This window comes from Nocardiopsis sp. CA-288880 (genome assembly GCF_050955985.1).
Lineage (GTDB): Bacteria > Actinomycetota > Actinomycetes > Streptosporangiales > Streptosporangiaceae > Nocardiopsis > Nocardiopsis tropica.
Genome location: NZ_CP192105.1, coordinates 6,903,696 through 6,928,741, shown reverse-complemented (window position 1 = coordinate 6,928,741; position 25,046 = coordinate 6,903,696). Strand labels below are relative to the sequence as shown.

The 25,046-nt window shown below is 72.1% G+C and carries 21 protein-coding genes; 18 read left to right on the top strand and 3 right to left on the bottom strand.

Annotation, left to right across the window (positions count from 1 at the left end; genetic code table 11):
• Positions 1–412: 412 nt before the first annotated feature.
• The 7 genes from ACQPYD_RS29850 to ACQPYD_RS29820 all read left to right on the top strand — a co-directional run bounded on the left by ACQPYD_RS29850 (position 413) and on the right by ACQPYD_RS29820 (position 8,538).
• A complete protein-coding gene (locus ACQPYD_RS29850; RefSeq protein ID WP_433698690.1) occupies positions 413–1,807 on the top strand; it encodes a PH domain-containing protein in 1,395 nt (464 codons plus the stop codon).
• 243 nt (positions 1,808–2,050) lie between these two features.
• Positions 2,051–2,290: a chaplin family protein gene (locus ACQPYD_RS29845; RefSeq protein WP_267946854.1), complete on the top strand. Its 240-nt coding sequence runs from the start codon at positions 2,051–2,053 to the stop codon at positions 2,288–2,290.
• Between the two features lie 502 nt (positions 2,291–2,792).
• On the top strand, positions 2,793–3,035 hold the full coding sequence (locus ACQPYD_RS29840; RefSeq protein WP_267946853.1) for a hypothetical protein: 243 nt from the start codon (positions 2,793–2,795) through the stop codon (positions 3,033–3,035).
• A gap of 176 nt (positions 3,036–3,211) precedes the next feature.
• Positions 3,212–4,096 carry a Rossmann-like and DUF2520 domain-containing protein gene (locus ACQPYD_RS29835; protein ID WP_433698689.1) on the top strand — a complete coding sequence of 295 codons (885 nt, stop codon included), beginning with the start codon at positions 3,212–3,214 and terminating at the stop codon, positions 4,094–4,096.
• A gap of 80 nt (positions 4,097–4,176) precedes the next feature.
• The gene (gene panC / locus ACQPYD_RS29830; RefSeq protein WP_433698688.1) at positions 4,177–5,055 is read left to right on the top strand and encodes a pantoate--beta-alanine ligase; all 879 of its coding nucleotides are present in this window, start codon (positions 4,177–4,179) and stop codon (positions 5,053–5,055) included.
• Between the two features lie 43 nt (positions 5,056–5,098).
• The gene (locus ACQPYD_RS29825) at positions 5,099–7,690 is read left to right on the top strand and encodes an L-aspartate oxidase (RefSeq protein ID WP_433698687.1); all 2,592 of its coding nucleotides are present in this window, start codon (positions 5,099–5,101) and stop codon (positions 7,688–7,690) included.
• Between the two features lie 65 nt (positions 7,691–7,755).
• Complete coding sequence (locus tag ACQPYD_RS29820) at positions 7,756–8,538, top strand: type III pantothenate kinase (protein WP_267950542.1); 783 nt, start codon at positions 7,756–7,758, stop codon at positions 8,536–8,538.
• 78 nt (positions 8,539–8,616) lie between these two features.
• Here ACQPYD_RS29820 and ACQPYD_RS29815 read toward each other — a convergent pair whose 3' ends face one another.
• The gene (locus tag ACQPYD_RS29815; RefSeq protein WP_433698686.1) at positions 8,617–9,573 is read right to left on the bottom strand and encodes a cation diffusion facilitator family transporter; all 957 of its coding nucleotides are present in this window, start codon (positions 9,571–9,573) and stop codon (positions 8,617–8,619) included.
• Between the two features lie 179 nt (positions 9,574–9,752).
• Between ACQPYD_RS29815 and lysX the strand changes: the two genes are divergently transcribed.
• From lysX to ACQPYD_RS29780, 7 genes are all read left to right on the top strand, one after another.
• Entirely contained in the window at positions 9,753–11,255 is a 1,503-nt protein-coding gene (gene lysX, locus ACQPYD_RS29810; protein ID WP_330158374.1) for a bifunctional lysylphosphatidylglycerol synthetase/lysine--tRNA ligase LysX, read from the top strand.
• Between the two features lie 767 nt (positions 11,256–12,022).
• Positions 12,023–12,346 carry a LuxR C-terminal-related transcriptional regulator gene (locus ACQPYD_RS29805; protein WP_330158420.1) on the top strand — a complete coding sequence of 108 codons (324 nt, stop codon included), beginning with the start codon at positions 12,023–12,025 and terminating at the stop codon, positions 12,344–12,346.
• Positions 12,347–12,740: 394 nt separating this feature from the next.
• Complete coding sequence (locus tag ACQPYD_RS29800; RefSeq protein ID WP_433698685.1) at positions 12,741–13,343, top strand: amino-acid N-acetyltransferase; 603 nt, start codon at positions 12,741–12,743, stop codon at positions 13,341–13,343.
• A gap of 441 nt (positions 13,344–13,784) precedes the next feature.
• A complete protein-coding gene (locus tag ACQPYD_RS29795) occupies positions 13,785–14,066 on the top strand; it encodes a hypothetical protein (protein WP_433698684.1) in 282 nt (93 codons plus the stop codon).
• Between the two features lie 215 nt (positions 14,067–14,281).
• Positions 14,282–14,620, top strand: a complete 339-nt coding sequence (locus tag ACQPYD_RS29790) for a histone-like nucleoid-structuring protein Lsr2 (RefSeq protein ID WP_267946844.1) — start codon at positions 14,282–14,284, stop codon at positions 14,618–14,620.
• 859 nt (positions 14,621–15,479) lie between these two features.
• Positions 15,480–17,990: an ATP-dependent Clp protease ATP-binding subunit gene (locus ACQPYD_RS29785; RefSeq protein ID WP_433698683.1), complete on the top strand. Its 2,511-nt coding sequence runs from the start codon at positions 15,480–15,482 to the stop codon at positions 17,988–17,990.
• A gap of 82 nt (positions 17,991–18,072) precedes the next feature.
• Positions 18,073–18,981, top strand: coding sequence for a DUF3105 domain-containing protein (locus ACQPYD_RS29780; protein WP_433698682.1), 909 nt, complete (start codon positions 18,073–18,075; stop codon positions 18,979–18,981).
• A gap of 22 nt (positions 18,982–19,003) precedes the next feature.
• Here the strand turns inward: ACQPYD_RS29780 and ACQPYD_RS29775 are convergent, their stop codons facing one another.
• Entirely contained in the window at positions 19,004–19,879 is an 876-nt protein-coding gene (locus ACQPYD_RS29775) for an A/G-specific adenine glycosylase (RefSeq protein WP_267946842.1), read from the bottom strand.
• Between the two features lie 143 nt (positions 19,880–20,022).
• On the opposite strand from ACQPYD_RS29775, the gene ACQPYD_RS29770 reads away from it, so the two are divergent.
• The 3 genes from ACQPYD_RS29770 (at position 20,023) to ACQPYD_RS29760 (ending at position 22,244) form a co-directional block, all read left to right on the top strand.
• Positions 20,023–20,694 (top strand): hypothetical protein, encoded by a 672-nt coding sequence (locus ACQPYD_RS29770; RefSeq protein WP_433702172.1) that lies wholly within the window; start codon positions 20,023–20,025, stop codon positions 20,692–20,694.
• A gap of 278 nt (positions 20,695–20,972) precedes the next feature.
• Positions 20,973–21,722, top strand: a complete 750-nt coding sequence (locus ACQPYD_RS29765; protein ID WP_433698681.1) for an SGNH/GDSL hydrolase family protein — start codon at positions 20,973–20,975, stop codon at positions 21,720–21,722.
• A gap of 117 nt (positions 21,723–21,839) precedes the next feature.
• The gene (locus ACQPYD_RS29760; RefSeq protein ID WP_433698680.1) at positions 21,840–22,244 is read left to right on the top strand and encodes an SSI family serine proteinase inhibitor; all 405 of its coding nucleotides are present in this window, start codon (positions 21,840–21,842) and stop codon (positions 22,242–22,244) included.
• A 112-nt stretch (positions 22,245–22,356) separates the two neighbouring features.
• Here the strand turns inward: ACQPYD_RS29760 and radA are convergent, their stop codons facing one another.
• On the bottom strand, positions 22,357–23,739 hold the full coding sequence (gene radA, locus ACQPYD_RS29755) for a DNA repair protein RadA (RefSeq protein WP_433698679.1): 1,383 nt from the start codon (positions 23,737–23,739) through the stop codon (positions 22,357–22,359).
• 167 nt (positions 23,740–23,906) lie between these two features.
• Here radA and ACQPYD_RS29750 point away from each other — a divergent pair, with 167 nt between their 5' ends.
• Entirely contained in the window at positions 23,907–24,824 is a 918-nt protein-coding gene (locus tag ACQPYD_RS29750; RefSeq protein ID WP_433698678.1) for an SGNH/GDSL hydrolase family protein, read from the top strand.
• The last annotated feature ends 222 nt before the right edge of the window (positions 24,825–25,046 follow it).

Here is a 25,046-nt window from a genome sequence, read left to right as displayed (position 1 = left end):
GGCGGGTCCGACCGGCGCCCAGGACCCCTCCGGTCCCCAGGAGGCGCCCGGGGCCCCGCGGACGGCGCCGGAGGGGACCGCCGGGCGTGTGCCGCCCGGGCCCCCGCCCGCCGCGCATGCGGGCCCCGGCCGTCCGGGCGGACCGGGGCGCCCGGGACCACTGCCCCGGGACCCCCGGTCCGCGTACGGTCCGGGGATCCCGCCCGGACCGGCGCCGCAGTGGCCCGGCGGCCGCACCGGCCGACCGGCGCACCCGCCCGCCCCCGGAACCGTTCCGGGCCCGTACGGCCCCCCGGGGCCCGGCGGGTACCCCGCTCCCGGCCCGCAGGGGCCGTACGGGGCGCCGTACGGCCACGGGGCCCGGCCCCCCGCCGGCTTCCCGCCGGCCGGCCCGTACCCGCAGGCGCCGACGATGCTGCCCCCCTCGGTGGCGTGGCGCCCGCAGCCGGTGCCGCGGCGCGAACCCGACGAGGACGTCACCACCGGCGTGTTCCGTTCGCACTGGGCGGTCGTCCCGCTCCAGGTGGTCGCCGTCGCCCTGGTGTTCGTGGCGCTGGCCGGCCCGATCCTCACCATGTTCGGCTTCGGCTGGGTGGTGATGATGACGGTGGCCGTCGTGTTCGGCTCCCTCGCCTACGCCCTGCCCTCCTGGTGGTACGGCACCTTCGGCCTGCGCGAGGACCACCTGGTGGTCCACAGCGGCCTCGTGATGCGCAGCTCGCGGGAGATCCCGCTCAGCCGCCTCCAGGCGGTGGACGTGGTCCAGCCCCTGCTCATGCAGGTGTTCGGCATGGCCGAACTGCGCATCGAACTCGCCGGGGGCGACGGGAGCGCCATCCGGCTGCGCTGTCTGCGCAGGGGCCTGGCCGAGCGGGTGCGCGCGGCGGTCCTCGCCCACGCGGCGGGGCTCCCGGGCCGTTCGCCCGAGGCGCCGGAGTGGCCGTTCTACCGGCTGCCGTTCCTCCTGCTGCTCGGCGCGCTGACCTTCCGGGTGCCGGTCCTGCTGTCGTTCGTGCTGCTGCTCATGCTGGCCACCGCCGGCGCGGTCTTCGCCGAACCGGGGGTGGCGGGCGCGCTCGTGCCCCTCACCCTGGGGCTGCTCCGCTACTTCTGGGGGCCCCTGGCCCGCTACACGGACTACTACGCCTCCCTGTCGTCGGACGGGCTCCGGCTGCGCTACGGCATGTTCCAGCGCCGCATGCAGACGGTCCCGCCGGGCCGGGTCCAGGCGGTGCGCGTGGTCGAGCCGCTGCTCTGGCGCGCACTGGGGGTGGCCCGTGTGGAGGCCAACGTCGCGGGATACGCGGGAGCCCGCCAGGGCGACTCGGCCACACTGCTCCCGGTGGCCCCGCGCCGGAGGGCCTACGCGCTGGTCGACGAGCTGTTCCCGGACAGCGGGGCGGCGCACGTGGCGATGGTGCCGAACCGGACCTGGATGCCGGGGCTGGTCGGCGTCGACCGGCGCCTGTTCATCAGCACCCGGGGCCTGTTCTGCCAGGTGACGGAGATCGTCCCGGTCGAGCGCGTCCAGTCGCTGCGGCTGACGGCCGGCCCGCTGGCCCGGTTCACCGGCCTCGTGTCGGTGGACGTCGACACGCCCCCCGGCCCGGTCCGGGCGAGGGCGTCCGCCCGGGAGGCGGGTGAGGGCCGCGGGCTCGTGGACGCGCTCGCCGCGTACGGCCGCCGGGCACGGGTGCCGTCGGCGGGGACGGAGCGCTGGGCGACCCGTTCGACGCTGGAGCGGCGTCCGGGGCACGCCGTGGGGACCGGGGCCGAGGACGGGACCTATGACACCCCCGAAACCTGATGTGACGTGCAACACAATATGGGCCCAAAGTGCTTCCAGTTGCAGACCACATGTCGGACATGGTTGGTCACGAATGGTGATATCTCCAGCTCGGGGCCGGGAAAGACTTCCGAGTTTTGGTCACATGGAGTGGTTGAGTATGGCTAAATAGTGACTGAACACGGCGAGTGTTCAGTCTCATACACATAGTCAACGTTATCGACCGGTTGGCGCCCCCGCTGGCCGGTCCGACGGGAGAAACACATGCTGAAGAAGGCTTTCGCCGCCAGTGCCATCGTTGCCGCCGCCGCCGGCGTCCTGTTCACCGGTGCTCCGGCCATGGCCAACAGCAACGTCTTCACCTCCGGCAACGGCAGCATCCTCGGCGGCAACCAGCTCGTCGCGGACCTGGACGTGCCGATCAACGTCTGCGGCAACGCGATCTCCGTCCTGGGCGTGGCCGGCGCCAGCTGCGTCGACTCCGGCGCCACGGTCAAGAACTAGTACCGCGGTCCCCGCGGTACACGCAGGACAGATCGATCCGGCCCGACCGGGCGGGGGTGTCCAGTCGGAGACGTCCCGGCTGAACCGACCCGGCCGGGGTCCGCGAGCTTTCCGCGCGAGGCGCCATCCCGTGACGACGGGGTGGCGCCTTCCCCGTGTCCGGTGTTCGGCGCCGACGCGCCCCGCCGTCCCCGAGGGGCGCCCGCCCCCGGCCCTCCGCTCCGACACGGTCGACCGCAACCCGTATTGGTGCGCGACTGGAACCCCGCGCGGCGGTGACGCAGCGCGCACACACGCCTCCCCGGTCCGCGACCTTTGCCCCGATCGGCCCCGAGACGTTCGACTACGCAGGGTCGGCATCTCCGTCGATTTCGTGATCACTCCAGCTCAAACCCCCTGTCGGGGGCTTCTCGCCCAGTAACTTCATCACCAGCACTCCCGGGTGCCACGAACAACCGCGATCCGGTCGGCCCTCCCGGCCGGACAAAGAAGGAGTTCCATCGTGCTGAAGAAGACGTTCGCCACCGGTGCCGTGGCCATCGCCTCCGCCGCAATCCTTCTCTCCGCCTCGCCGGCGGCTGCGGACTCGGAGGCATGGACGCAGAACTTCGACTCCGTGCTCAGCGGGAACACCACCCTCCACGAGCTGGAGAACGAGAGCGAGGGCTGCGGCATCTCCAACGCCGTCCTCGGCGGCAAGTCCGTCGGCTCCTGCTACAACACCGGCGTGATCATCCAGAACTGATCCGCGCCCCCACACGGGGGCGGGGAGCACGACGGGCGGGGACGGGCACGACGTGTCCGTCCCCACTCGTGTCCCCGGGGGCGGGGCGGCAGGTCACCGGCGGGGGAGGGCTATCGTGTGCACAGGCGTCACGGTGCGCGGGAACCGGACGCACCGCACCACGAGGGGGCACGCACATGGAGACGACGCAGGGGCGCCCCGCCCGACTGCGGGTCGGCGTCATCGGTCCCGGCCGCGTGGGCTCCGTCCTCGGCCAGGCCCTCGGCCGCGCCGGGCACAAGGTCGTCGCCGCCTCCGCGGTCTCCGACGCCTCCCGCGAGAGGGTCGCCGGGCGCCTGCCCACCGCGCGCGTCCTCGAACCGGCGCAGGTCGCCGAGGCCAGCGACCTCGTCCTGCTGACCGTGCCCGACGACGCCCTGCCCGACATCACCGAGGGACTCGCCTCCACCGGCGCCGACCTGCGCGGAAAACTCCTGGTCCACGCCAGCGGGGCGCACGGCTACGGCGTCCTCGCCCCCGCCACCCTGGTCGGCGCGCTCCCGCTCGCCCTCCACCCGGCGATGACCTTCACCGGCCGCGACGAGGACGTCGACCGCCTCGCCAACTGCGCGTTCGGCGTCACGGCGCCCGAGCAGCTGCGGCCCATCGCCGAGGCCCTCGTCGTCGAGATGGGCGCCGAGCCCGTGTGGATCGAGGAGGAGAGGCGCACCCTCTACCACGCGGCCCTCGCCGGAGGCGCGAACCACCTCGTCACCCTCGTCGCGGACAGCGCCGCCCTGCTCTCGGCCGCCGGCGTCCCCGAGCCGGGCCGCATGCTCGCCCCCATGCTCAGCGCGGCCCTCGACAACGCCCTCCGCCTGGGCATCCACGGCCTCAGCGGGCCCGTCCTGCGCGGCGACGCCGGGACCGTCGCCGGACACATCGAGCAGCTGCGCGAGAACGCCCCCGAGAGCGTCGCCAGCTACGTCGAGCTGGCCCGGCTCACGGCCGACCGCGCCATCAACGCCGGGATGCTCAAGCCGGAGGACGCCGTGCGCCTGCTCGACGTCCTCCGCCGCTGACGCCCTCCCCACGTCGCGCCCGGTGCGCGCCCGGCCGCCGCGCCGTGCGCGCCGCAGAACTCCACCACGGGAAACCACCGATGACCGAACCCACACCGCAGACCGCGACCGCCGGCGGCCCCCTCGTGGCGCGCACGCCCGAAGAACTGCGCCGGGCCCTCTCCGGCCCCGGGCACGTCGCCCTCGTCCCCACCATGGGCGCCCTCCACGGCGGCCACCGCTCCCTCATGCGCCTGGCCCGCGAGCGGGCGGACACGGTGGTCGTCAGCGTCTTCGTCAACCCGCTCCAGTTCGGCCCCGACGAGGACTTCGACCGCTACCCGCGCGACCTGGCGGCCGACACCGCCCTCTGCGCGGAGGAGGGGGTGGACGTCGTCTTCGCGCCCTCCGTCGGAACCATGTACCCGGCCCCGCAGATGGTCACGGTCGACGCCGGGCCGATGGGGGAGCGGCTGGAGGGCGCCTCCCGCCCCGGACACTTCACCGGGGTCCTCACCGTCGTCGCCAAGCTCCTCAACCTGGTCCGGCCCGACACCGCCGTCTTCGGGGAGAAGGACGCCCAGCAGATCGCGCTCGTCAGGCGCATGGTCGCCGACCTCGACGTGCCCGTGGAGATCGTCGGGGCCCCCATCCTCCGCGACCCCGACGGGCTCGCCTCCTCCAGCCGCAACGTCTACCTGTCGGACGCCGAGCGGCGCAGCGCGCTGGCGCTGTCGCGCGCCCTCCGGGCGGGCCGTGAGGCCGCGCCCGGGGGGCCGGACGCCGTCCGCGCCGCCGCCCACTCCGTGCTGGACGGGGCGGCCGGGGACACTCCCCCCGTCGTCCTCGACTACCTGGCCCTGGTCGACGCCGCGACCTTCACCGAGGCCGCGCCCGGCCACCGGGGGGACGCGGTCCTCGCCGTCGCCGCCCGCGTGGGCTCCACCCGGCTCATCGACAACGTGTCGATCCCCCTGTGACCGCCCCGGCCCCCGGGGCGGCGCCTCGCGAAAGAGACCCCAGATGAGTACACCCGCACAGACCAGGCTCGACGCACCCGGGCCCGGGTGGACGGTCGCGGCGGACGTCGCGGTCGTCGGCTCCGGCATCGCGGGCCTGAGCACCGCGCTGCGCTACGTCCAGAGGAGCGGGAGCGGACGGGTCGTGCTGGTCACCAAGGACCGGCTGTCCACAGGGTCCACCGCCTATGCCCAGGGCGGGATCGCCGCGGCCGTCGCGCCCGGCGACGACCCCGTCGCCCACATGGTCGACACCCACCTGGCGGGCGGCGGGCTGTCCGACCCCCACGCCGTCAACGTCCTGGCCACCGAGGGCCCCGGCGCACTGCGCTGGCTCATCGGCCTGGGCGCCGAGTTCGACCGCTCCGAGGACGGCGCCCTCGCCCTCACCCGGGAGGGCGGCCACCGCGCGGACCGCGTCGCGCACGCGGGCGGCGACGCGACCGGCGCCGAGATCCAGCGCGCGCTCGTCGCCGCAGTCCTCGCGGAGGAGCGGATCGAGGTCGTCGAGCACGCCCTCGCGCTCGACACCCTCCACGACCCCGCCTCCGGGGCCGTCACCGGGGTGACCCTGCACGTGATGGGCGAGGGGGCCCGCGACGGCGTCGGCGCGGTCGTCGCCCCCGCCGTGGTCCTGGCCACCGGGGGCATCGGGCAGGTCTTCGCGGCCACCACCAACCCGCCTGTCTCCACCGGGGACGGCCTCGCCCTCGCCGCCAGGGCCGGGGCCAGGATGCGCGACCTGGAGTTCATCCAGTTCCACCCCACCGTGCTCTGGCTCGGCGCCGACGCACGCGGTCGGCAGCCCCTGGTCTCCGAGGCCCTGCGGGGAGAGGGCGCCTACCTGGTGGACGCCGACGGAGCACGCATCATGGAGGGCGTCCACGAGCTGGCCGACCTCGCTCCGCGCGACGTGGTCGCCCGCACCATCGCCCGCACCATGGCCGAGCAGGGCGTGGACCACGTGTACCTGGAGACCCGCCACTTCGGCGAGGCCACCTGGGAGAAGCGCTTCCCCACCATCCTGGCGTCCTGCCGCGCCAACGGCGTCGACCCCCTCACGCAGCCCGTCCCCGTCGCCCCCGCCGCCCACTACGCGTCCGGCGGCGCCGAGGTCGACATCGACGGCCGCACCAGCGTCCCCGGGCTCTGGGCGGTCGGCGAGGTCGCCCGCACCGGCGTCCACGGCGCCAACCGGCTCGCGTCCAACTCCCTCCTGGAGGGGCTGGTCTACGCCGACCGGATCGCCGCGCGCCTGGCCGGGGACCCCCGGCCCGTCCCGGGGACGGGCGTCACCGCCGGCTCCGTGGCCCCGCTCGCCGACCCCGCAGCCGCCACCCGGGTCCGCACCCTCATGTCGCGGCACGCCGGGGTGCTCCGCACGGGCGAGGGCCTCGCCGAGCTGGTGGCCGAACTCGACGCCCTCGCCCGGCCGACCGCGCCCGTCACCCCCGGCGTCGCCGCGTGGGAGGCCGCCAACCTGCTCACCACGGCCCGCCTTGTGGCCGCCGCCGCCCTGTACAGAACCGAGAGCAGAGGCTCTCACCAGCGTGCCGACTTCCCCGAGCCCAGACCCGGGCTCAGGATCCGGCCCGTCGTCGTCCGACTGGAAGGGGACACCGCCGTGACCACCGCCGAGGACTGGCAGCCGTCCCTGCCGTCCGCCCTCGTGGCCGAACTCGACGCCGTCTCCTTCCCCCTCGCCGGGGCCGACCGGAGCCCGGAGGCCCGGGCCGAGTTCGCCCTCTCCTGCACCGCCCCCCACCTGTCCCACGTGGACCTCGTCCGCCGGGCCCTCTCCGAGGACCTCACCGCGGGCCCCGGCATCGACGTCACCAGCGTCGCGACCATCCCCGCCGACCAGGTGCGCACCGCTCAGGCGGTCGCCCGGGCCGACGGCACCGTCAGCGGCCTCCCGCTCGCCGAGCTCGTCTTCTGGCTGGTCGCCGACGGCGCCCTGGAGGTCACGCGCACCGCACGGGACGGCGACGCGGTCAAGCGCGGAGACGTCCTGATGACCGTCACCGCGCGTACGCGCGACCTGCTCACCGCGGAGCGGACCGCGCTCAACCTCCTCACCCACATGTCCGGGATCGCGACGGCCACGCGCTCGTGGGTGGACGCCGTGGCCGGCACGCGGGCCCGCGTCCGGGACAGCCGCAAGACCCGCCCCGGGATGCGCGCCCTGGAGAAGTACGCGGTGCGCTGCGGAGGGGGCGTGAACCACCGGTACGGCCTCAGCGACGCGGGCCTGGTCAAGGACAACCACGTGGTCGCCGCCGGGGGCGTCGGCGAGGCGGTGCGCGCCGTCCGCGAGCGCTTCCCCGACCTCCCCCTGGAGGTCGAGGTCGACAGGCTGGACCAGATCGAGGACGCCATCGCGGCCGGGGCGGAGGAGATCCTCCTCGACAACTTCACCGTCGACGGGCTCCGGGCGGCGGTCGCCCAGGTCGGGGGCCGTGCGCGGCTGGAGTCCTCCGGCGGACTGACCCTCGGCGTCGCGGCGGACGTGGCCCGCACCGGGGTCGACTACCTCGCCGTCGGAGCGCTCACCCACTCCAGTCCCGCGCTCGATATCGCCCTCGACCTGTTGTGAGGGTGCCCGAGTGGTGGAAGATTCCTTGAGAACACACCACTTCGACCATGGATGAGGCCCTCAGAATGCTGCTCGCGATCGACGTCGGCAACTCCGAGACGGTCTTCGGTCTCTTTGAATCCGACGAGCTTCTCGAACACTGGAGAGTGGGGACCGACACCCGGCGCACCGCCGACGAGTGGTCGGTGGTGCTGCGCGGGCTCCTCGACGCGAGCACCCTCGGCGGCCCGGAGGACATCGACGGGATCGCCCTGTGCTGCTCGGTGCCGTCGGTCCAGCACGAGATGCGCGACATGTTCCGCCGCCACTTCGGCGACGTCCCCGCCGTCATCGTCGAACCCGGGGTCAAGACCGGGGTGCCGATCCGGATGGACAACCCCAAGGAGGTGGGGAGCGACCGGATCATCAACGCCCTCGCCGCCAACCACCTCTACGGCGGTCCGGCCGTGGTCGTGGACTTCGGGACCGCGACGACCTTCGACGCGGTGAGCGTCAAGGGCGAGTACGTGGGCGGCGCGATCGCCCCCGGCATCGACATCTCCGTGGACGCCCTGTCCCGGCGCGGCGCCCAGCTGCACATGGTGGAGATCGTCAAGCCGCGTTCGGCCATCGCCAAGAACACCACGGAGGCGCTGCGCTCGGGCATCGTGTTCGGGTTCGCGGGCCAGGTGGACGGGATCGTCGACCGGATGGTCGCCGAGCTCACCGACTCACCGGACGACGTGACCGTCGTGGCCACCGGCGGGCTCGCGTCCACGGTCATCGGCGAGTGCGAGACCGTGGACCTGCACGAACCGTGGCTCACCCTGATCGGGCTGCGCCTGGTCTTCGAGCGCAACACGGGCTGAGCCCGTGCGCGGGGCGGGGGCGTGCGCCCCCGCCCCGGACCGGGGCCGGTGCGGCGCGGGGGCCGCGCCGGCCCCGGCTCACACGGAGGTCCCGGCCCCGGGCGAGGCGGAGGACCCCGGCGCCGTGCGGAACAGGTCGGGCTCGATGTAGATCAGCGTGGCGATGGGCACGGACGCGCGGATGCGCTCCTCCGCCTCGTTGATCGCCCTGGTCACCCGGCCCGCGTCGTCCTCGGCGTCCACCGCGACCTTGGCGGCCACCAGGAGCTCCTCGGGTCCCACGTGCAGGGTGCGCATGTGGATGAGGCGGTCGACGTCCTCGACCGACTCGATGGCACTCCGGATCGCCCGGACGTTCTCGCTCGTGGCGGACTCGCCGACCAGCAGGCTCTTCACCTCGGCGGCCAGCACGACGGCGATCACCACGAGGAGGATGCCGATGGCGGCGGTGCCCAGGCCGTCCCACAGGCCGTTGCCGGTGATCAGGGTCAGGCTGACGCCGAGCAGCGCGAACACCAGGCCGAGCAGGGCGCCGGCGTCCTCCAGCAGGATCACGGGCAGTTCGGGGGCCTTCGCCCGGCGGACGAACTCGACCCAGCTCGCCTTGCCGCGCACGGCGTTGGACTCCTTGACGGCCGTCCTCATCGCCATCGACTCCAGCCCGATCGCGACCACCAGGACCGCGACGGGCACCCACTGCCACTCGGTGATGGGCTCGGGGTGGGAGATCTTGTGCCAGGCCTCGTAGAGCGCGAACAGGCCGCCCACGCTGAACAGCACGATCGCGACCACGAACGCGTAGATGTAGCGTTCGCGCCCGTAGCCGAAGGGGTGCTCCTCGGTGGCGCCCCGCCGGGCGCGCTTGCCGCCGATGAGCAGCAGCGCCTGGTTGCTGGAGTCGGCGACCGAGTGGATGGACTCGGCCAGCATGGAGGACGAGCCCGTCAGTACATAGGCCACGAACTTCGTGACCGCGATCCCCAGATTCGCAACCAGTGCCGTGACGACGGCCTTCGTGCTTCCCTCAACGCTCATTGTCCGACTCTCGGTAGTTCCTGCTCCGGTGGTGGGGGTGCGGGTCAAGGCAGCGCAATACTAGTGATCCGGACACGCCCGTCCCACCTCCCGGATCCGCGTGGCACGGCTCCGGGACCCCCGGCCGGGCGGGGTCCGGGCGGTCGGCCGGGGCGCGGACCGCCGGTAGGATCGTGCGCGTGACTGACACGCACGACGACACCTACGACGACCTGCCCGAACAGATGCGGGTCCGGCGCCAGAAGCTGGACCGTCTCCGGGAGGAGGGGATCGATCCCTTCCCCGTGACCTTCCCGCGCTCCACGTCGATCGGTGCCGTGCGCGACAAACACCAGGGCCTGGAGCCGGACACCCACACGGGCGTCGGCGTCTCCATCGCCGGTCGCGTGATGCTCTACCGCACCGGCGGCAAGCTCTGCTTCGCGACGCTGCGCGACGAGACCGGCGACGTCCAGATCATGCTGTCCCTGGACCAGGTCGGCCAGGAGCGGCTGGACGCCTGGAAGGCCGACGTCGACCTGGGCGACCACGTCGGCGTGGAGGGCGAGGTCATCACCTCCCGCCGCGGCGAGCTGTCCGTCCTCGTGAACTCCTGGACGCTGACGGCCAAGTGCCTGCGCCCGCTCCCGGAGAAGCACAAGGGCCTGACCGACCCCGAGGCCCGTGTGCGGCAGCGGTACGTCGACCTCATCGTCAACCCCGACTCCCAGCTGATGGTGCGCCGCCGCTCGGCCGCCATCCGGGCGATCAGGGAGGGCCTGAGCCGGCGCGACTTCATCGAGGTCGAGACCCCGATGCTGATGCGCGTGCACGGCGGCGCCACCGCGCGGCCGTTCACCACGCACATCAACGCCTACGACATGGACCTGTACCTGCGCATCGCGCCCGAGCTCTCGCTCAAGCGGCTGGTCGTGGGCGGCCTGGAGAAGGTCTTCGAGGTCAACCGCAACTTCAGGAACGAGGGCGCGGACTCCACGCACAACCCCGAGTTCACGATGCTGGAGTTCTACCAGGCGTACGCCGACTACAACGTCATGGCGGACATCACCCGGGAGCTCGTCCAGGACGCGGCGCGCGCGGTGTTCGGCACGACCGTGGTCGAGCGTGACGGCGAGGCGTACGACCTCGGCGGCGAGTGGCCGCAGATCACCCTGTACGGGGCCGTGTCCGAGGCCCTCGGCGCGGAGGTCGACCCGCGCACCCCCGTCGAGGAGGTCCGCCGTCTGGCCGGGGCCAAGGGCGTCGAGTTCAGCTCCGACTGGGGTCAGGGCAAGCTCGTCGAGCACGTCTTCGAGGAACTGGTCGAGCACACGCTCCTCCAGCCGACGTTCGTGCGCGACTTCCCGGTCGAGACCAGCCCGCTCACGCGCCAGCACCGCGAGGACCCGCTGCTCACCGAGAAGTGGGACCTGATCGGGTTCGGCATGGAGCTGGGCACCGGCTACTCCGAGCTGGTCGACCCGGTCGAGCAGCGGGAGAGGCTCACCCGGCAGTCCCTGATGGCGGCCGAGGGGGACCCCGAGGCGATGCAGCTGGACGAGGACTTCCTGCGGGCGCTGGAGTACGGTATGCCGCCCACCGGAGGCGTGGGGGTCGGCATCGACCGCCTGCTCATGGCCTTCACCGGCAAGAACATCCGCGAGACCGTGCTCTTCCCGATCGTGAAGCCCTCGGGGGACTGACCGGGGCGTCCGGCCCCGCGTCGCCGGGGCCCGGCGGGGCCGTGGGACGGGGGAGAGCCGGGACGCGCGCGTGTGCGGCGCGTCCGTGCGGGAATGGCCGATAAGGGTCGCGCCGAGTGGCCGAAATCGGGGACGGGGGTCGTCGCACCAGGGGTGCGCCGGCCCCTTCCGCATGTCCCGGTCCCGGTCCCGGAACAAGGGACATGACTCACCGATCGGACATAGAAGGCGAACCCGCGGTCAGACCGTGATGGCCGCGGGGATAGGCCAGAGTTTTTCCAGGGGCCGGAGTGCTATAAGCAGCCGCTCTCCGGTAAAGATTGTTTACGCAGGTCAATGCCCTCGGGGATTTTTCTTTCCCCTTGCCTTGTCACAGAAGGATCTTGCATAACTACACATGGTGATTTATCGGGTCTTGACGGTATCATCTCTGCGGCCTAGCGTGCTGAGGGCGGGCCGAGGCCCGTGAGTTTGCCGAAGTGGATCGAGAACGACGGTGAGCGCGAAACGGGACCGCCGATGCGGTCCGAATTCGCGCGCGCATGCGCGCCCTCGGTGTGGTCTGTCCGTCCCAGACCCCAGCGAGCCGGCCAGCCTGCGACCCGTGCGCCCGGAACGCCCCCGACCCCTGTGCCAGAGGGGTCCGCCGGGGATTTCGAGGCCCGCGGAGTCTCCGTCCGCTCCGACGGGGCGACCCCCGGTCGGCGCACTCGCGTCCATCAGGTGACGAGTTGATGTTCCGCACTCACATGATGAGGGAGGACGGAGTGGAACAGGCCACACTCGTACGACGTACCGTTGAGGACCATGGCGCTCTCCAGCCGAGGGAGCACCGGGAGAGCGTGGTTCCCCTTCAGACCCGCCCGCGCGACACGGCTGTCAGCAGCCCGTACGCGCCGGTGGAGCTGAGCCACGAGGAGCTCGAACTGCTCGCAGAGATCGCCACCGGCGTGACCACCGAGGTCGCGGCCCGGCATCTGGAGCTCAGCGCGAGGACCCTGCGCCGGCGTATCCGCAACATCTGCGACGTACTCGGCGTGAACACACCCATCGAAGCGGTCGTCTGGGCCGCGCGGCGGCAGCTCATCTGAGCCGAACCCCCGGCTGGAGCCGGAACCGCACACGGGAATGACCGACCCAGGGGGCGCACGCGCACCGCGAGGGCCGGGAGGAGACTCTCCGGCCGGCGGTGCCGCGGTGCCCCCGATCTCGTGTGTGCGGCCGGGCGCCGCCCGCGCCCCCTGCCCGCCCCCCGCCCGCGCGGCCGTGCTCCGGTGGGGTGCTCTTGGTGTGGTCGCGGGCCTCGGGTAGGAGTTCTTCCCCGTCCCCCGCCCGCGCGGCCGTGCTCCGGGGGGTGGTCGCGGGCCTCGGGTAGGAGTTCTTCCCCGCCCCCGCCCGCGCGGCGGTGCTCCGGTGGGTGTGCCGGAGGGTGGGGGAGGCCTCGGGTAGGAGTTCTTCCCCGCGTGGGCATAGTCTGGTCCGGCTATGCCCGTTCGCCATGTTCACGTGCGTCGCGCCAGGACGCGCGACGTCGCAGCCATCCGCCGCCTCGTCGACACCTACACCGTCGACCGGCGGGTGCTGTCCAAGAGCACCGTCAACCTCTACGAGGACGTCCAGGAGTTCTGGGTCGCCGAGGCGGAGGTGGTTCCGGACATGTCGCCCGCCGGGCCGGAATCCTCCCCCGGTGCGGCCCCCGAGGCGGAGGTCGAGCACCGCCTGGTGGGCTGCGGAGCCCTTCACGTGCTCTGGGAGGACCTGGCCGAGGTGCGGACCGTCGCGGTCGACCCCTCTCTGCGCGGTTTCGGCGTGGGACACCGAATCGTGACCGAACTTCTCGCCACAGCCCGTGAGTTGGGTGTGCAACGTGTGTTCTGTCTGACATTCGAGACCGGTTTCTTCTCCAAACACGGCTTTGCCCCGATCCAGGGGACCCCTGTCTCGTCCCGTGTGTACGAGGAACTCCTGCGTTCCTATGACGAGGGAGTTGCCGAATTCCTCGACTTGGAGCGGGTTAAGCCCAACACCCTCGGGAACACCCGGATGCTTGTGCGCCTCGACGACGCGGCCCGCCCGGCCCGCGTCTAAAGGATTTCCGGTGTGCTTGGTACGGAGTTCCCCTTACGCGGCCCCGCCCGTGCCGCTCCGGCGTCCGGACTCGGGGCGGCTTATGCACACCGGGGGGTATGGAGGTGGAACAGGGCAGGTAATGTGTACCTGCGTCCGGCCGGCCGTCCTCATGATCGAGTTCGGCGGGGCGGTGACGAAGGGTTGTGATTTGACCCCGCAAGACCCCGTGTTCCGGCCGCACCCGCACGAGGGCACCGAACCCACGACCGGACATTGGCGCCCACGGGGTTTGCGGGAGGCCGCTCGGGTACGTCCGGTGTCAAACCGGGGGCAAACGATGTCTATGATGTCGGGTATGCGTTTGCCAGGTCGTCCGGCGCGCCATCCCCCCGGAGTGGCCCGACACTGAGTCGGGTATTTGCTGCAATAAGTAACAACCAGGAAGGGTGGAGCGCTTCGATGGGTGACTTTTTGTCGTCGGTGGTTCCCCCTGGACTGATCGACGTATTGTCGGCGCTCATCCCCCCTGTGGTTGTCGGTACCGTCTTCTGTGCCTTCGTCATCAAGCTGCTGCGCAAGGAGATGGCTCCGCGGCGGATGGACGGAAGCCTGGTCAGCAATGACGGGGCGGCGCAGGACGCGACCGACCACAAGGGCGCTGCCGAGGTCCGCGAGGCCGGGGCGACGAACGAGACGCCGATTGTCCAGGGTGGGGAACGCGCCGAATCCGACGGTCGTTGATACGGTACTCGACCGGTTGCGTGAAGCCCGGGGGCCGGGCCTCGGTCCCACCGCGTGCGCGGGCCAACTCGCCGCACCCGCGCTGCTCCGGCGACCCCCGAAACCACGGTCGGTCCCAGACGATTTCTGGCACGCCGGGAATTGTCTTCCGCGTTCGCGCGGGATAGCTTTATATTCAGGTGTGCAGACACCGCTCTTCTGAAAGGTTTGATTCCATGGCACAGAAGGTCCAGGTTTTCCTGGTCGACGACCTCGACGGCGGCGAGGCCGAGGAGACGGTGACGTTCGGTCTGGACGGATCGACGTACGAAATCGACCTCAGTGCGGGTAATGCCGCCAAGCTTCGCGAGGCCCTTAACCCGTTCGTCGAAGCCTCCCGCAAGGCTCCGTCCAAGGCGAACCGCGCCACCGCCCGCCGGGGCAGCCGTAATGCGCCCAGCCGCGAGCGCAGCGCCGAGATTCGCGCGTGGGCGAAGGCTGCCGGCAAGCCCGTCAATGAGCGCGGCCGGATCCCCGCCGCCATCGTCGCCGAATATGAGGCCATCAAGGGCTAGGTCCCACGACCGCCTTCGGTTCGCCGAAATGTTGTCAGGGCTTGATCGAATTTCGACCGGTGCCCACCAGGAGCACCCGACTCCCTCATCCGGCACCGCCTGACACCGGTGGACCCGTCACGCGGGGGATCCTGTGACACGGGTCCCGCGCCATGGGGATGCAGGGGACAAGGGGATACGACGGGCACCGGATCCCCGGCCGACGGCGCCGAGCCGGTGCCGCCGGATCCGGACCGCGGGCGCAGTGCGGCCCCGGGCCTTTCCGGCCCCCGTCTCCGTGACGCGGCTCGGACGGGGGTCCCGCCGCTCGCCGCGGTGCGCGGACGCGCCGACGACCGGGGCGCCACGGCGCTCCCCGTTCTCGTGGAGGCTCTCGACTTCCGGCCCTGCGGCCGCACGGCCGCAGGGCCCGGGGCCGTTCCGCCGGTCCGGCGGGGCCGTACCGCTGCCCACCGGGACCGAGGCGCATTTCCCGCTTTCGGGGCCGCCTGATCCGGCCCGAAGAACAACACGCGGTTCGGCTTGTTCGCTCAGAGCCGATTATCGGGCTTGTACACGTGCGGTCCGGGGACTCCCGTGATGGATGGGAGTGTCCGGGCCGTTCGCCTTCGGCGTACAGGGAAATCTGACGCCTCAATTGGTAGTTGGATGTTGGGTGAACGCCCTATCGTCGGGGAAAGTCTCTGGCACGGACGGCTGGGAGGTCGGCCATGCGGAGATGTTCGCCCGGTCGGCAGCCTGTCGACCGGCGGGTGCGACAGTGCTCCCCTGGGCGGTTATCCCTGTGGGGCCGATATGCGGAAGAGTTGGGTCGGCGAGACCGTCCCTGCCTGACCGCTCTGTAGAGGAGCGACGAGACATGTTCGAGAGGTTTACCGACCGCGCACGGCGAGTGGTGGTTCTGGCCCAGGAAGAGGCCAGGATGCTCAACCACAACTACATCGGTACGGAGCACATCCTGCTCGGCCTCATCCACGAGGGTGAGGGCGTCGCCGCCAAGGCTCTGGAGAGCCTCGGTATCAGCCTCGAAGCGGTTCGGCAGCAGGTTGAGGAGATCATCGGCCAGGGCCAGCAGGCGCCGTCGGGGCACATCCCCTTCACCCCGCGCGCCAAGAAGGTCCTCGAGCTGTCGCTGCGCGAGGCGCTCCAGCTCGGCCACAACTACATCGGTACCGAGCACATACTGCTGGGCCTGATCCGCGAGGGCGAGGGCGTCGCCGCCCAGGTCCTGGTCAAGCTCGGCGCGGACCTGAACCGGGTCCGCCAGCAGGTCATCCAGCTGCTGCACGGCTACCAGGGCAAGGAGCCGCAGGCCACCGCGGGCTCCTCGGAGTCCACCCCCTCCACCTCCCTGGTGCTGGACCAGTTCGGTCGCAACCTGACCCAGGCCGCCCGGGAGAGCAAGCTCGACCCGGTCATCGGCCGGGACAAGGAGATCGAGCGCGTCATGCAGGTGCTCTCGAGGCGGACCAAGAACAACCCGGTCCTCATCGGCGAGCCCGGCGTCGGCAAGACCGCCGTGGTCGAGGGCCTGGCCCAGAAGATCGTCAAGGGCGAGATCCCCGAGACGCTCAAGGACAAGCAGCTGTACACGCTGGACCTGGGCGCGCTGGTCGCCGGAAGCCGCTACCGCGGTGACTTCGAGGAGCGCCTCAAGAAGGTGCTCAAGGAGATCCGGACCCGCGGCGACATCATCCTGTTCATCGACGAGCTGCACACGCTGGTCGGAGCGGGAGCGGCAGAGGGCGCCATAGACGCCGCCTCCATCCTCAAGCCCATGCTGGCCCGGGGCGAGCTCCAGACCATCGGCGCCACCACCCTGGACGAGTACCGCAAGTACCTGGAGAAGGACGCCGCCCTGGAGCGGCGCTTCCAGCCCATCCAGGTGGACGAGCCCACCATCAAGCACGCCATCGAGATCCTCAAGGGCCTGCGCGACCGGTACGAGGCGCACCACCGGGTCTCCATCACCGACAGCGCCCTGGTGGCGGCGGCCCAGCTGGCCGACCGCTACATCAGCGACCGGTTCCTGCCGGACAAGGCGATCGACCTCATCGACGAGGCCGGCTCGCGGATGCGCATCCGCCGGATGACCGCTCCGCCGGACCTGCGCGAGTTCGACGAGAAGATCGCGGGCGTGCGCCGGGACAAGGAGTCCGCGATCGACGCGCAGGACTTCGAGAAGGCCGCGTCCCTGCGCGACGACGAGAAGCAGCTCCTCAACAAGAAGGCGCAGCGGGAGAAGGAGTGGAAGGCCGGCGACATGGACGTCGTGGCCGAGGTCGACGAGGAGCTCATCGCCGAGGTCCTGGCCGCGTCCACCGGCATCCCGGTCTTCAAGCTCACCGAGGAGGAGAGCTCCCGGCTGCTGCGCATGGAGGACGAGCTGCACCGCCGGGTCATCGGCCAGGAGGACGCCATCAAGGCGCTCTCGCAGGCGATCCGCCGTACCCGCGCCGGTCTGAAGGACCCCAAGCGCCCGGGTGGCTCGTTCATCTTCGCCGGCCCGTCCGGTGTCGGTAAGACCGAGCTGTCCAAGACCCTGGCCGAGTTCCTGTTCGGGGACGAGGACGCGCTGATCCAGCTGGACATGTCCGAGTTCATGGAGAAGCACACGGTCTCCCGGCTGTTCGGCTCGCCTCCCGGCTACGTCGGCTACGAGGAGGGCGGCCAGCTCACCGAGAAGGTGCGCCGCAAGCCGTTCTCCGTGGTCCTGTTCGACGAGATCGAGAAGGCCCACAACGACATCTTCAACTCCCTGCTGCAGGTGTTGGAGGAGGGCCGTCTCACCGACGCCCAGGGTCGCAACGTCGACTTCAAGAACACGGTCATCATCATGACCACCAACCTGGGCACGCGCGACATCTCCAAGGGCCAGGCCATGGGCTTCGCCAAGGAGGACAACGCCCAGACCAACTACGAGCGGATGAAGGCGAAGGTCAGCGAGGAGCTCAAGACCAACTTCCGTCCCGAGTTCCTCAACCGCGTGGACGACATCATCGTCTTCCACCAGCTGACGGAGGCGGAGATCTTCCAGATCGTGGACCTCATGATCACGAGCCTGGACGGTCGCCTCAAGGAGCGGGACATGGGGATCGAGCTGCGCCCGAAGGCGAAGCAGATCCTGTCCGAGCGCGGCTTCGACCCCGTGCTGGGCGCCCGCCCGCTGCGCAGGACGATCCAGCGGGAGATCGAGGACCAGCTGTCCGAGAAGATCCTGTACGGCGACCTCAAGGCGGGTCAGATCGTCGTGATCGACGCCGAGGGCGAGGGCACGGACGCCAAGTTCACGTTCAAGGGCGTGCCGAAGCCGGCCGCGGTCCCGGACACCCCGGAGGTCGAGGAGTCGGCCGCGAGCAAGAGCGACTGACACGGCTGAACCGGACGCCGTCCGTCACGGGGGTACCCCTTCGGGGGTGCCCCCTTCGGCGTTCGGCCGTTAGTGTGCGTTCGTGACCCATCCAGAACCCCGGCAGCACGGTCCGTGGCCGCCCCATGGACAGCAGCCGCAGCAGCCCCCGTCCGCACAGCCCCCGTACCCGCAGCCCGGCGACCCCGGCGGTCCTCCGCCGGGCGGCCCGCCGGGGCAGCCGCCCCACGGCGCGGTGCCGCCGGGCGGGATGCCTCCCGGCGGCGGGTATCCCCCGCCGGGTCCTCCCGGCCCCCAGGGACCGGGCTCCCACGGCCCCCAGGGGCACTACGGGCCGCAGGGGCCGTACCCGCCGCCGCAGCAGGCGGGGGGCGGCCGCGGCGCAGGGCTCGCCCTGATCATCGGAGCGGTGGTCCTCGTCGTGCTCCTCGTCGCGGGCGGCGGGGTCCTCTACGTGGTGACGCGCCCCGGCGGCGGGGACGCCGGCGCCTCGGCCGGGGCGGGGCTGGAGGCGGTCCAGCACTACGAGGACCTGTCCGCCGACCACGTCGAGGAGGGCGAGACCGTCGAGTACGACGTGTTCCCGCCCGTGGGCGGGGAGCACTACCCGGTCTGGCAGGACTGCGGCGTCTACGGGGAGCCCCTGCGCACCGAGTACGCCGTGCACTCCCTGGAGCACGGGGCCGTGTGGATCGCCTACGACCCCGGCCTGGACGCCGGGCAGGTCGAGACGCTCGCCGGCCTCTACTCGCCGGGCGACTACCTGGTGATCAGCCCCGTCGAGGGGCTGCCCGCACCCGTGGTGGCGTCGGCCTGGGGATCGCAGATCCTGCTGGAGGGGGCGGAGGACCCGCGCCTCATCGAGTACCTGGTGCAGTACGTCCAGGGCGAGAACACCCCGGAGCCGGGGGCGCCGTGCAGCGGCGGCTTCGCCGGGACCGAGGCGGAGTTCGCCGCGGGCGGCGGCACGAGCGCCCGCATGGACGACTGACCCGGCGCCGGAAGGGGCCGGATCAGGAGGGCAGGGCGTACCGGCCGTCGTCGAGTGGGTCCACCAGGCCGTCGGACACCAGGGCGTCCAGGGCGCGCTCACGCTGCACGCGGTCGTCCCAGACGGCGTCCAGGGCGTCCTTGGCCACCGGGTGCGCGGAGTCGCGCAGCACGGCGAGCAGGCGGCCGCGCACCTGGCGGTCGGTGCCCTCGTAGGTCTGGCCCCGCCGGGGCGGCCCGTCGTAGGCGGGCTTGCCCGCGAGCCTCCACGCGCACTGCCCGGCGATGGGGCAGGACGCGCAGGCGGGCGTGCGGGCGGTGCACACCAGGGCGCCGAGCTCCATCACGGCGACCCCCCAGCGCGCGGCGACGGGGGCGGTGGGCGGCAGCAGCGCCTCCGCGAGTGCCGTCTCCGCCTTGGTCTGGGTTTTCGGAGGGTACTGGACTCCTGTTTCGGCCCTGGCGAGGACGCGGCGGACGTTCGTGTCCAGAATGGCGTGCCTCTGCCCGTAGGCGAAGCTCGCCACGGCCGCGGCGGTGTAGGCGCCGATCCCCGGGAGGGAGAGCAGCGTGGCGTGGTCGTCCGGGACCCGGCCGCCGTGCTCCTCGGTGATCGCCACGGCACAGGCGTGCAGGCGCAGGGCGCGGCGCGGGTAGCCGAGCCGGTTCCACATGCGCACGGCCTCGCCCGACGCCTCCCCGGCCAGGTGGGCGGGGGTGGGCCAGCGCTCCATCCAGGCGCGCCAGGCGGGCAGGACCCGCACGACGGGGGTCTGCTGGAGCATGATCTCGCTGACCAGGATCGACCAGGGGGTGGCGTCGGGCGCGCGCCAGGGGAGGTCGCGCGCGTTCGACTCGTACCACGCCAGAACGGCGGTGCTGTAAGGGTTATCGCTCATCTTTAAAGGGAATCGGCGGGTTGAGTAGGTGGGTGGCACGCAAAACCGCAATACTACGGGCCATGGCGTCAAGTACCGGACATCCAGGAGCCGTCAGCCGCGAGACCTATTGGAAGCGGCGTGCCTTCGTCCTGATCGGGGTCATGCTGGTGGTCGCGCTGATCGCGTTCGCCTGTCAACCCTCGGACGACGAGACCGGTGAACCGACCCGGTCCGAGGCCGGTATGGACGCGTCGCCCTCTCCCAGTGTCCCATCCGAGGACCCCTCCGCGGACGAGAGCCCGGAACCCGCGGCCGGGGCGTCGGAGGGGGCCGAGGAGAGCGCCTCCCCCTCGCCCGGCGACGGGGAGTCCGAGGGCGCCGGCGGCGGGGAGGGCGGCGGCGCCGGCGAGGTCGCCGCGCCCGAGAGCGCCGAGGACCTCTGCCGTCCGGAGGACGTCGTGGTGACGTTCGAGCTGGAGGGGGACCAGGAGGTCTACGGCTCCGGGGACGCCCCGGGCTTCAGGGTCACCGTGGTCAACACGGCGGAGCAGACCTGCACCGTGGACGTGGGGGGCGCCGCCCTGGAGGTGCGCATCCACTCCGGTGACGACAGGATCTACTCCACTGCGGACTGCCTCAAGGACGGCGGCGCCGAGGAGCGCCGGCTCAGCCGGGGCGTGCCGCACGAGTTCACGGTCGACTGGGAGCGCAACCGCTCCTTCGCGGACTGCCGCGAGACCACTTCCAGCGCTCAGGCGGGCTGGTACCGGGCCAACCTGCACGGCGACTACGCGGGGGACCAGCCCCAGCTGGCGTTCCAGCTCAGGTCCTGAGCCCGGGCGGTGCCGCGGACGACGCGGCCCGCCGGGATCGCGCCCCGGGGTCCGGGCGGCGCCGCCCGGACCCCGGGGCGCGGTGCGCTTCCGGTCCCGCGGTGCGGGGCGGCCCCCGCCCCTCCGGTTCGGAGGAGCGCCCTTCCGGCCGCGCGAAGACCTGCCCGTTCCGGGAGCCCCTCTTCCCGAGCGGACGCGGCGGAGGTACTCTGCCTGCGGTTGGGAGCGCTCCCAAAGCGCTCTTCCCGGGGACCCGCCACAGAGCAAGGAGTTTCCGCATGGACCAACGACTCTCCCGGGCCGCCCGGCGCGCCGGCGCCGGCCTCGGACTCGCCCTGGCACTCGTCGCGGGCGCCCTCGCCCCCGCCGCGGCGGAGGCGGGACCGGCCGGGGCGGCGCGAACGGAGGAGGACACGGTGCGGATCATGCCGCTGGGCGACTCGATCACGGGCTCGCCCGGATGCTGGCGGGCCCTGCTCTGGGCCGACCTGGTGGAGGCCGGGCACACGGACGCCGACTTCGTGGGCACCCGGCCGGGCGACGGCTGCGGTTTCGAGTACGACGGCGACAACGAGGGCCACGGCGGCTTCCTCGTCACCGACGTCGCCGACCGCGGCCTCCTCGTGGACTGGCTCGCGCGGACGGAGCCCGACGTGGTGCTGATGCACTTCGGCACCAACGACGTGTGGAGCGGCATCCCCGCGGAGACGGTCCTGGACGCCTACAGCGTGCTCGTCGCGCAGATGCGGGACCAGAACCCCCGCATGCGCGTCCTGGTCGCCCAGATCATCCCGATGGACCCCGCCCGCAGCTGCGCCGGGTGCGGGCGGGGCGTCGAGGAGCTCAACGCGGCCATCCCGGCGTGGGCGGCCGGGGAGGGCACGGCTGAGTCGCCGGTGACCGTGGTGGACCAGTGGACCGGGTTCGACACCGACACCGACACCTACGACGGGGTGCACCCCTCGGGCAGCGGCGACCGCAGGATCGCCGACCGCTGGCTGGAGTCCCTGCTCCCGCTCTTCTCCTGAGGCCGCGCCGGACCGGGCGGCCCGGGCCCGGTCCGGTGGTTCCAGGGCGAACCCGGAGGGGAAGGAGTCGCCCGTGTTTCGGTAAAGTCGGCCGATTCCGGTGATCGAATGGTTACGATGCGTGGTGTTCTGATCGTTCGCACACCGGGAGCAGTCGTGCACCGCACCGCCCTGGCCCTCGCGGCCACCGCCGTCCTGTCCCTCGCCTTCGCCGTGCCCGCACAGGCGGAGCGCACCGTGACCACCAGCCACACACTGAGCATCCGGACGCCGTCCACGGGAGAGGTGCGGCAGGTCACCCTGGAGTGCCGGCCGACCGGCGGGGACCACCCCGAGGCGGAGCGGGCCTGCGCGGCCGTCGACGGGGCCGGATCGATCGCCCGGGCCAAGGGGGAGGGCGGGATGTGCACGATGATCCACCGGCCCGTCGTGGCCGTCGCCGAGGGCGCCGAGAGGTACGAGGAGGAGTTCTCGAACGCCTGCCTCCTCGTGAGCCAGAAGGGCGTCCTGTTCGACTTCTAGACGTGTTCCGCGGGCGCTTCCGGCGGTCCCGGGGCCGCGGGCCCCGGACGGCCCGCGGACCACGGTCCGGGACCGCCCCGGGGCCGGCGGGCCGGGCCCCGGCCCGCCGGCCTCAGTCGTCGTCCTGGGACCTCCTGGGCCGGCGCGAGCGCCTGGCGACGCGCAGGAGCGCCTCGCTCAGCTCCTCGACCTCCTGGGTGCGGATGCCCGGGATCGGGTCGCCGAAGTGCTTGGGCACGATCGCCTCGGTGAACCCGAGCCGCTGCGCCTCCGCGACCCTGCGGCGGACGCCCGAGACGGTGCGCACGTCGCCCGCGAGGCCGACCTCGCCGATCGCGATGAACCCGACGGGGAGGGCGACGTCGTTGCTGGAGCTGGCCGCCGCCATGGCGAGCGCCAGGTCCACGGCGGGCTCGGTGAGCTTCACGCCGCCGACCGTCGAGGCGTACACGTCCATGTTGGCCAGCCGCATGCCCGTGCGCTTCTCCAGCACCGCCAGGATCATGTTGACCCGGGAGGTGTCCAGGCCCGAGGTGGCGCGGCGCGGGGCGGGCAGGGGCGTGGGCGCGACCAGCGCCTGGACCTCGGTGATCAGGGGGCGCCGGCCCTCCATCGCGACGGTGACGCAGGTGCCGGGCACGGGGTCGGTGCGCTCGGTGAGGAACAGGCCGCTGGGGTCCGGCAGGCCGACGATGCCGCTCTCGGTGAGCTCGAAGCAGCCGATCTCGTCCGTGGGGCCGTACCGGTTCTTGATCGCGCGCAGCAGCCTCAGCTGGGAGTGGCGCTCGCCCTCGAAGTGCAGCACCACGTCGACCAGGTGCTCCAGCATGCGGGGGCCCGCGATCGAGCCGTCCTTGGTCACGTGCCCGACCAGGATGGTGGCGATCCCGCGCTCCTTGGCGATCTGGATCAGCGCGCCGGTCACCTGGCGGATCTGCGTGACGCCGCCGGGGACGCCGGTGGCGTCGGGGGAGACCATGGTCTGCACCGAGTCCACGATCAGCAGCCGGGGGCCGACCTGGTCCACGTGGCTGACGAGGGAGGCGATGGAGGTCTCGGCGGCGAGGTAGAGCTTGTCCGACAGGGCCCCGAGGCGCTCGGCGCGCAGCCGCACCTGTCCGGCGGACTCCTCGCCGGTGACGTACAGCACGGGCCCGTCCGCGGCCCGCATCGCCGCGACCTCCAGGAGCAGCGTGGACTTGCCCACGCCGGGCTCGCCCGCCAGCAGGACGACGCCGCCGGGGACGGCGCCCCCGCCCAGGACGCGGTCGAGCTCGCCGACGCCGGTGGGGACGGCCTCGGCGCTCTCCACGCTGATCTCGGTGATGGGCCGGGCCCGGGAGGTGACGGGCGCGGCGGCGACGGACGTCGCGGCGGGGGCCCCGGCCTCCTCGACCGTCCCCCAGGCCTGGCACTCGCCGCAGCGGCCCACCCACTTGAGGGTGCTCCATCCGCACTCCGCGCACCGGAACGTCGTCTTCGCTGCCTTTGCCATGGTCGCCACGCTAGCGGCTGCCGGGGACAGGCCCGTCGGGGCGGAGCGGATTTTCCGCGACACACGAAAGTTACCTACGGGTTATGGGGAACTTCCGGTAGGTCGTGTTAAAGAATCTGTAAGGGTCCGACTACTCCCTGCCCCCCGCTCCCCGGAGAGGAACCCGCGTGCCCCGTAACGACGCAAACCCCGCCAACCCCCGACACCGGTGGCTCCGCCGAGTCCTGGTCCCCGCCGCCGCGGCGGTCCTGGGCCTGTCCCTGGTCTCGCCGCCGTCCGCCGCCGCGGAGGAGGCCGAGGCGGCCGCCTTCCAGCACTACGTGGCGCTGGGCGACTCCTTCGTCGCCGGGCCCCTGGTCCGCCAGCAGCAGGCCCAGGCCCGCGTGCCCCTGCTCGGCTGCATGCAGTCGAACCACAACTACCCCAAGATGCTCGCCGAGCGGATCGGGGTCGCCGAGCTGACCGACGCCAGCTGCTCCGGCGCGCGGATGGAGCACTTCTACGAGAACCAGTTCACCGACACGCTCCCGCAGCTCGACGCGCTGCGGCCGGAGACCGACCTGGTCACGGTCGGCATCGCGGGCAACGACTTCGGGTTCTCCGACGTGTTCGTCGAGTGCGCCAAGCGGAGCCTGGGCAACCCCCTGGGCAGCCCGTGCGCCAACTACTACGGCGACGAGCTCGACGTGCGGATCGAGGGCCTGCGCGGCGAGATCTCCCAGGTCTACGCCGACATCGCGGAGCGCAGCCCCGACGCGACGGTCCTCAGCGTGGGCTACCTCCAGCTCCTGCCGGAGAGCGGGGGCTGCTGGCCGAGCACGCCCGTCGCCCGCGGGGACGTCCCGTTCCTCGACGCGGCGCAGACGTCGCTCAACGCGGTGATCAAGGAGGAGTCGGAGGCCAACGGCGCGGTGTTCGTGGACGTCCTGGAGCGGGGCAGGGACGTGTGCAAGCCCTCCGGCACCCGCTGGGTCGAGGGCCTGATCCCGGAGAACGGCGCCCCGGTGCACCCCAACCGGCTCGGTATGGAGGCGACGGCGGACTTCGTCCAGGCCGCGGTGGGCGTGCCCTCCCCGGCTCTGTAGCGGAGGGTCGCCGACCCAGGGATAAGGGGTCCGTTTGCTGGTCGAATGACCGGTATATCCCCTCGGGTAAAGCAGCCTTTACCCTCCTTGGTGGCCAACTGGACCACGGAGAGTGATTTCTTCGGGTGGCTGTGTGACGAATGGTGGTGCGTCGAGGCGGAGAGATCCGCGTCACAGTGGCGCGGACGCCCCGGCGTGACTACTCACACGAGTGGAGCACCA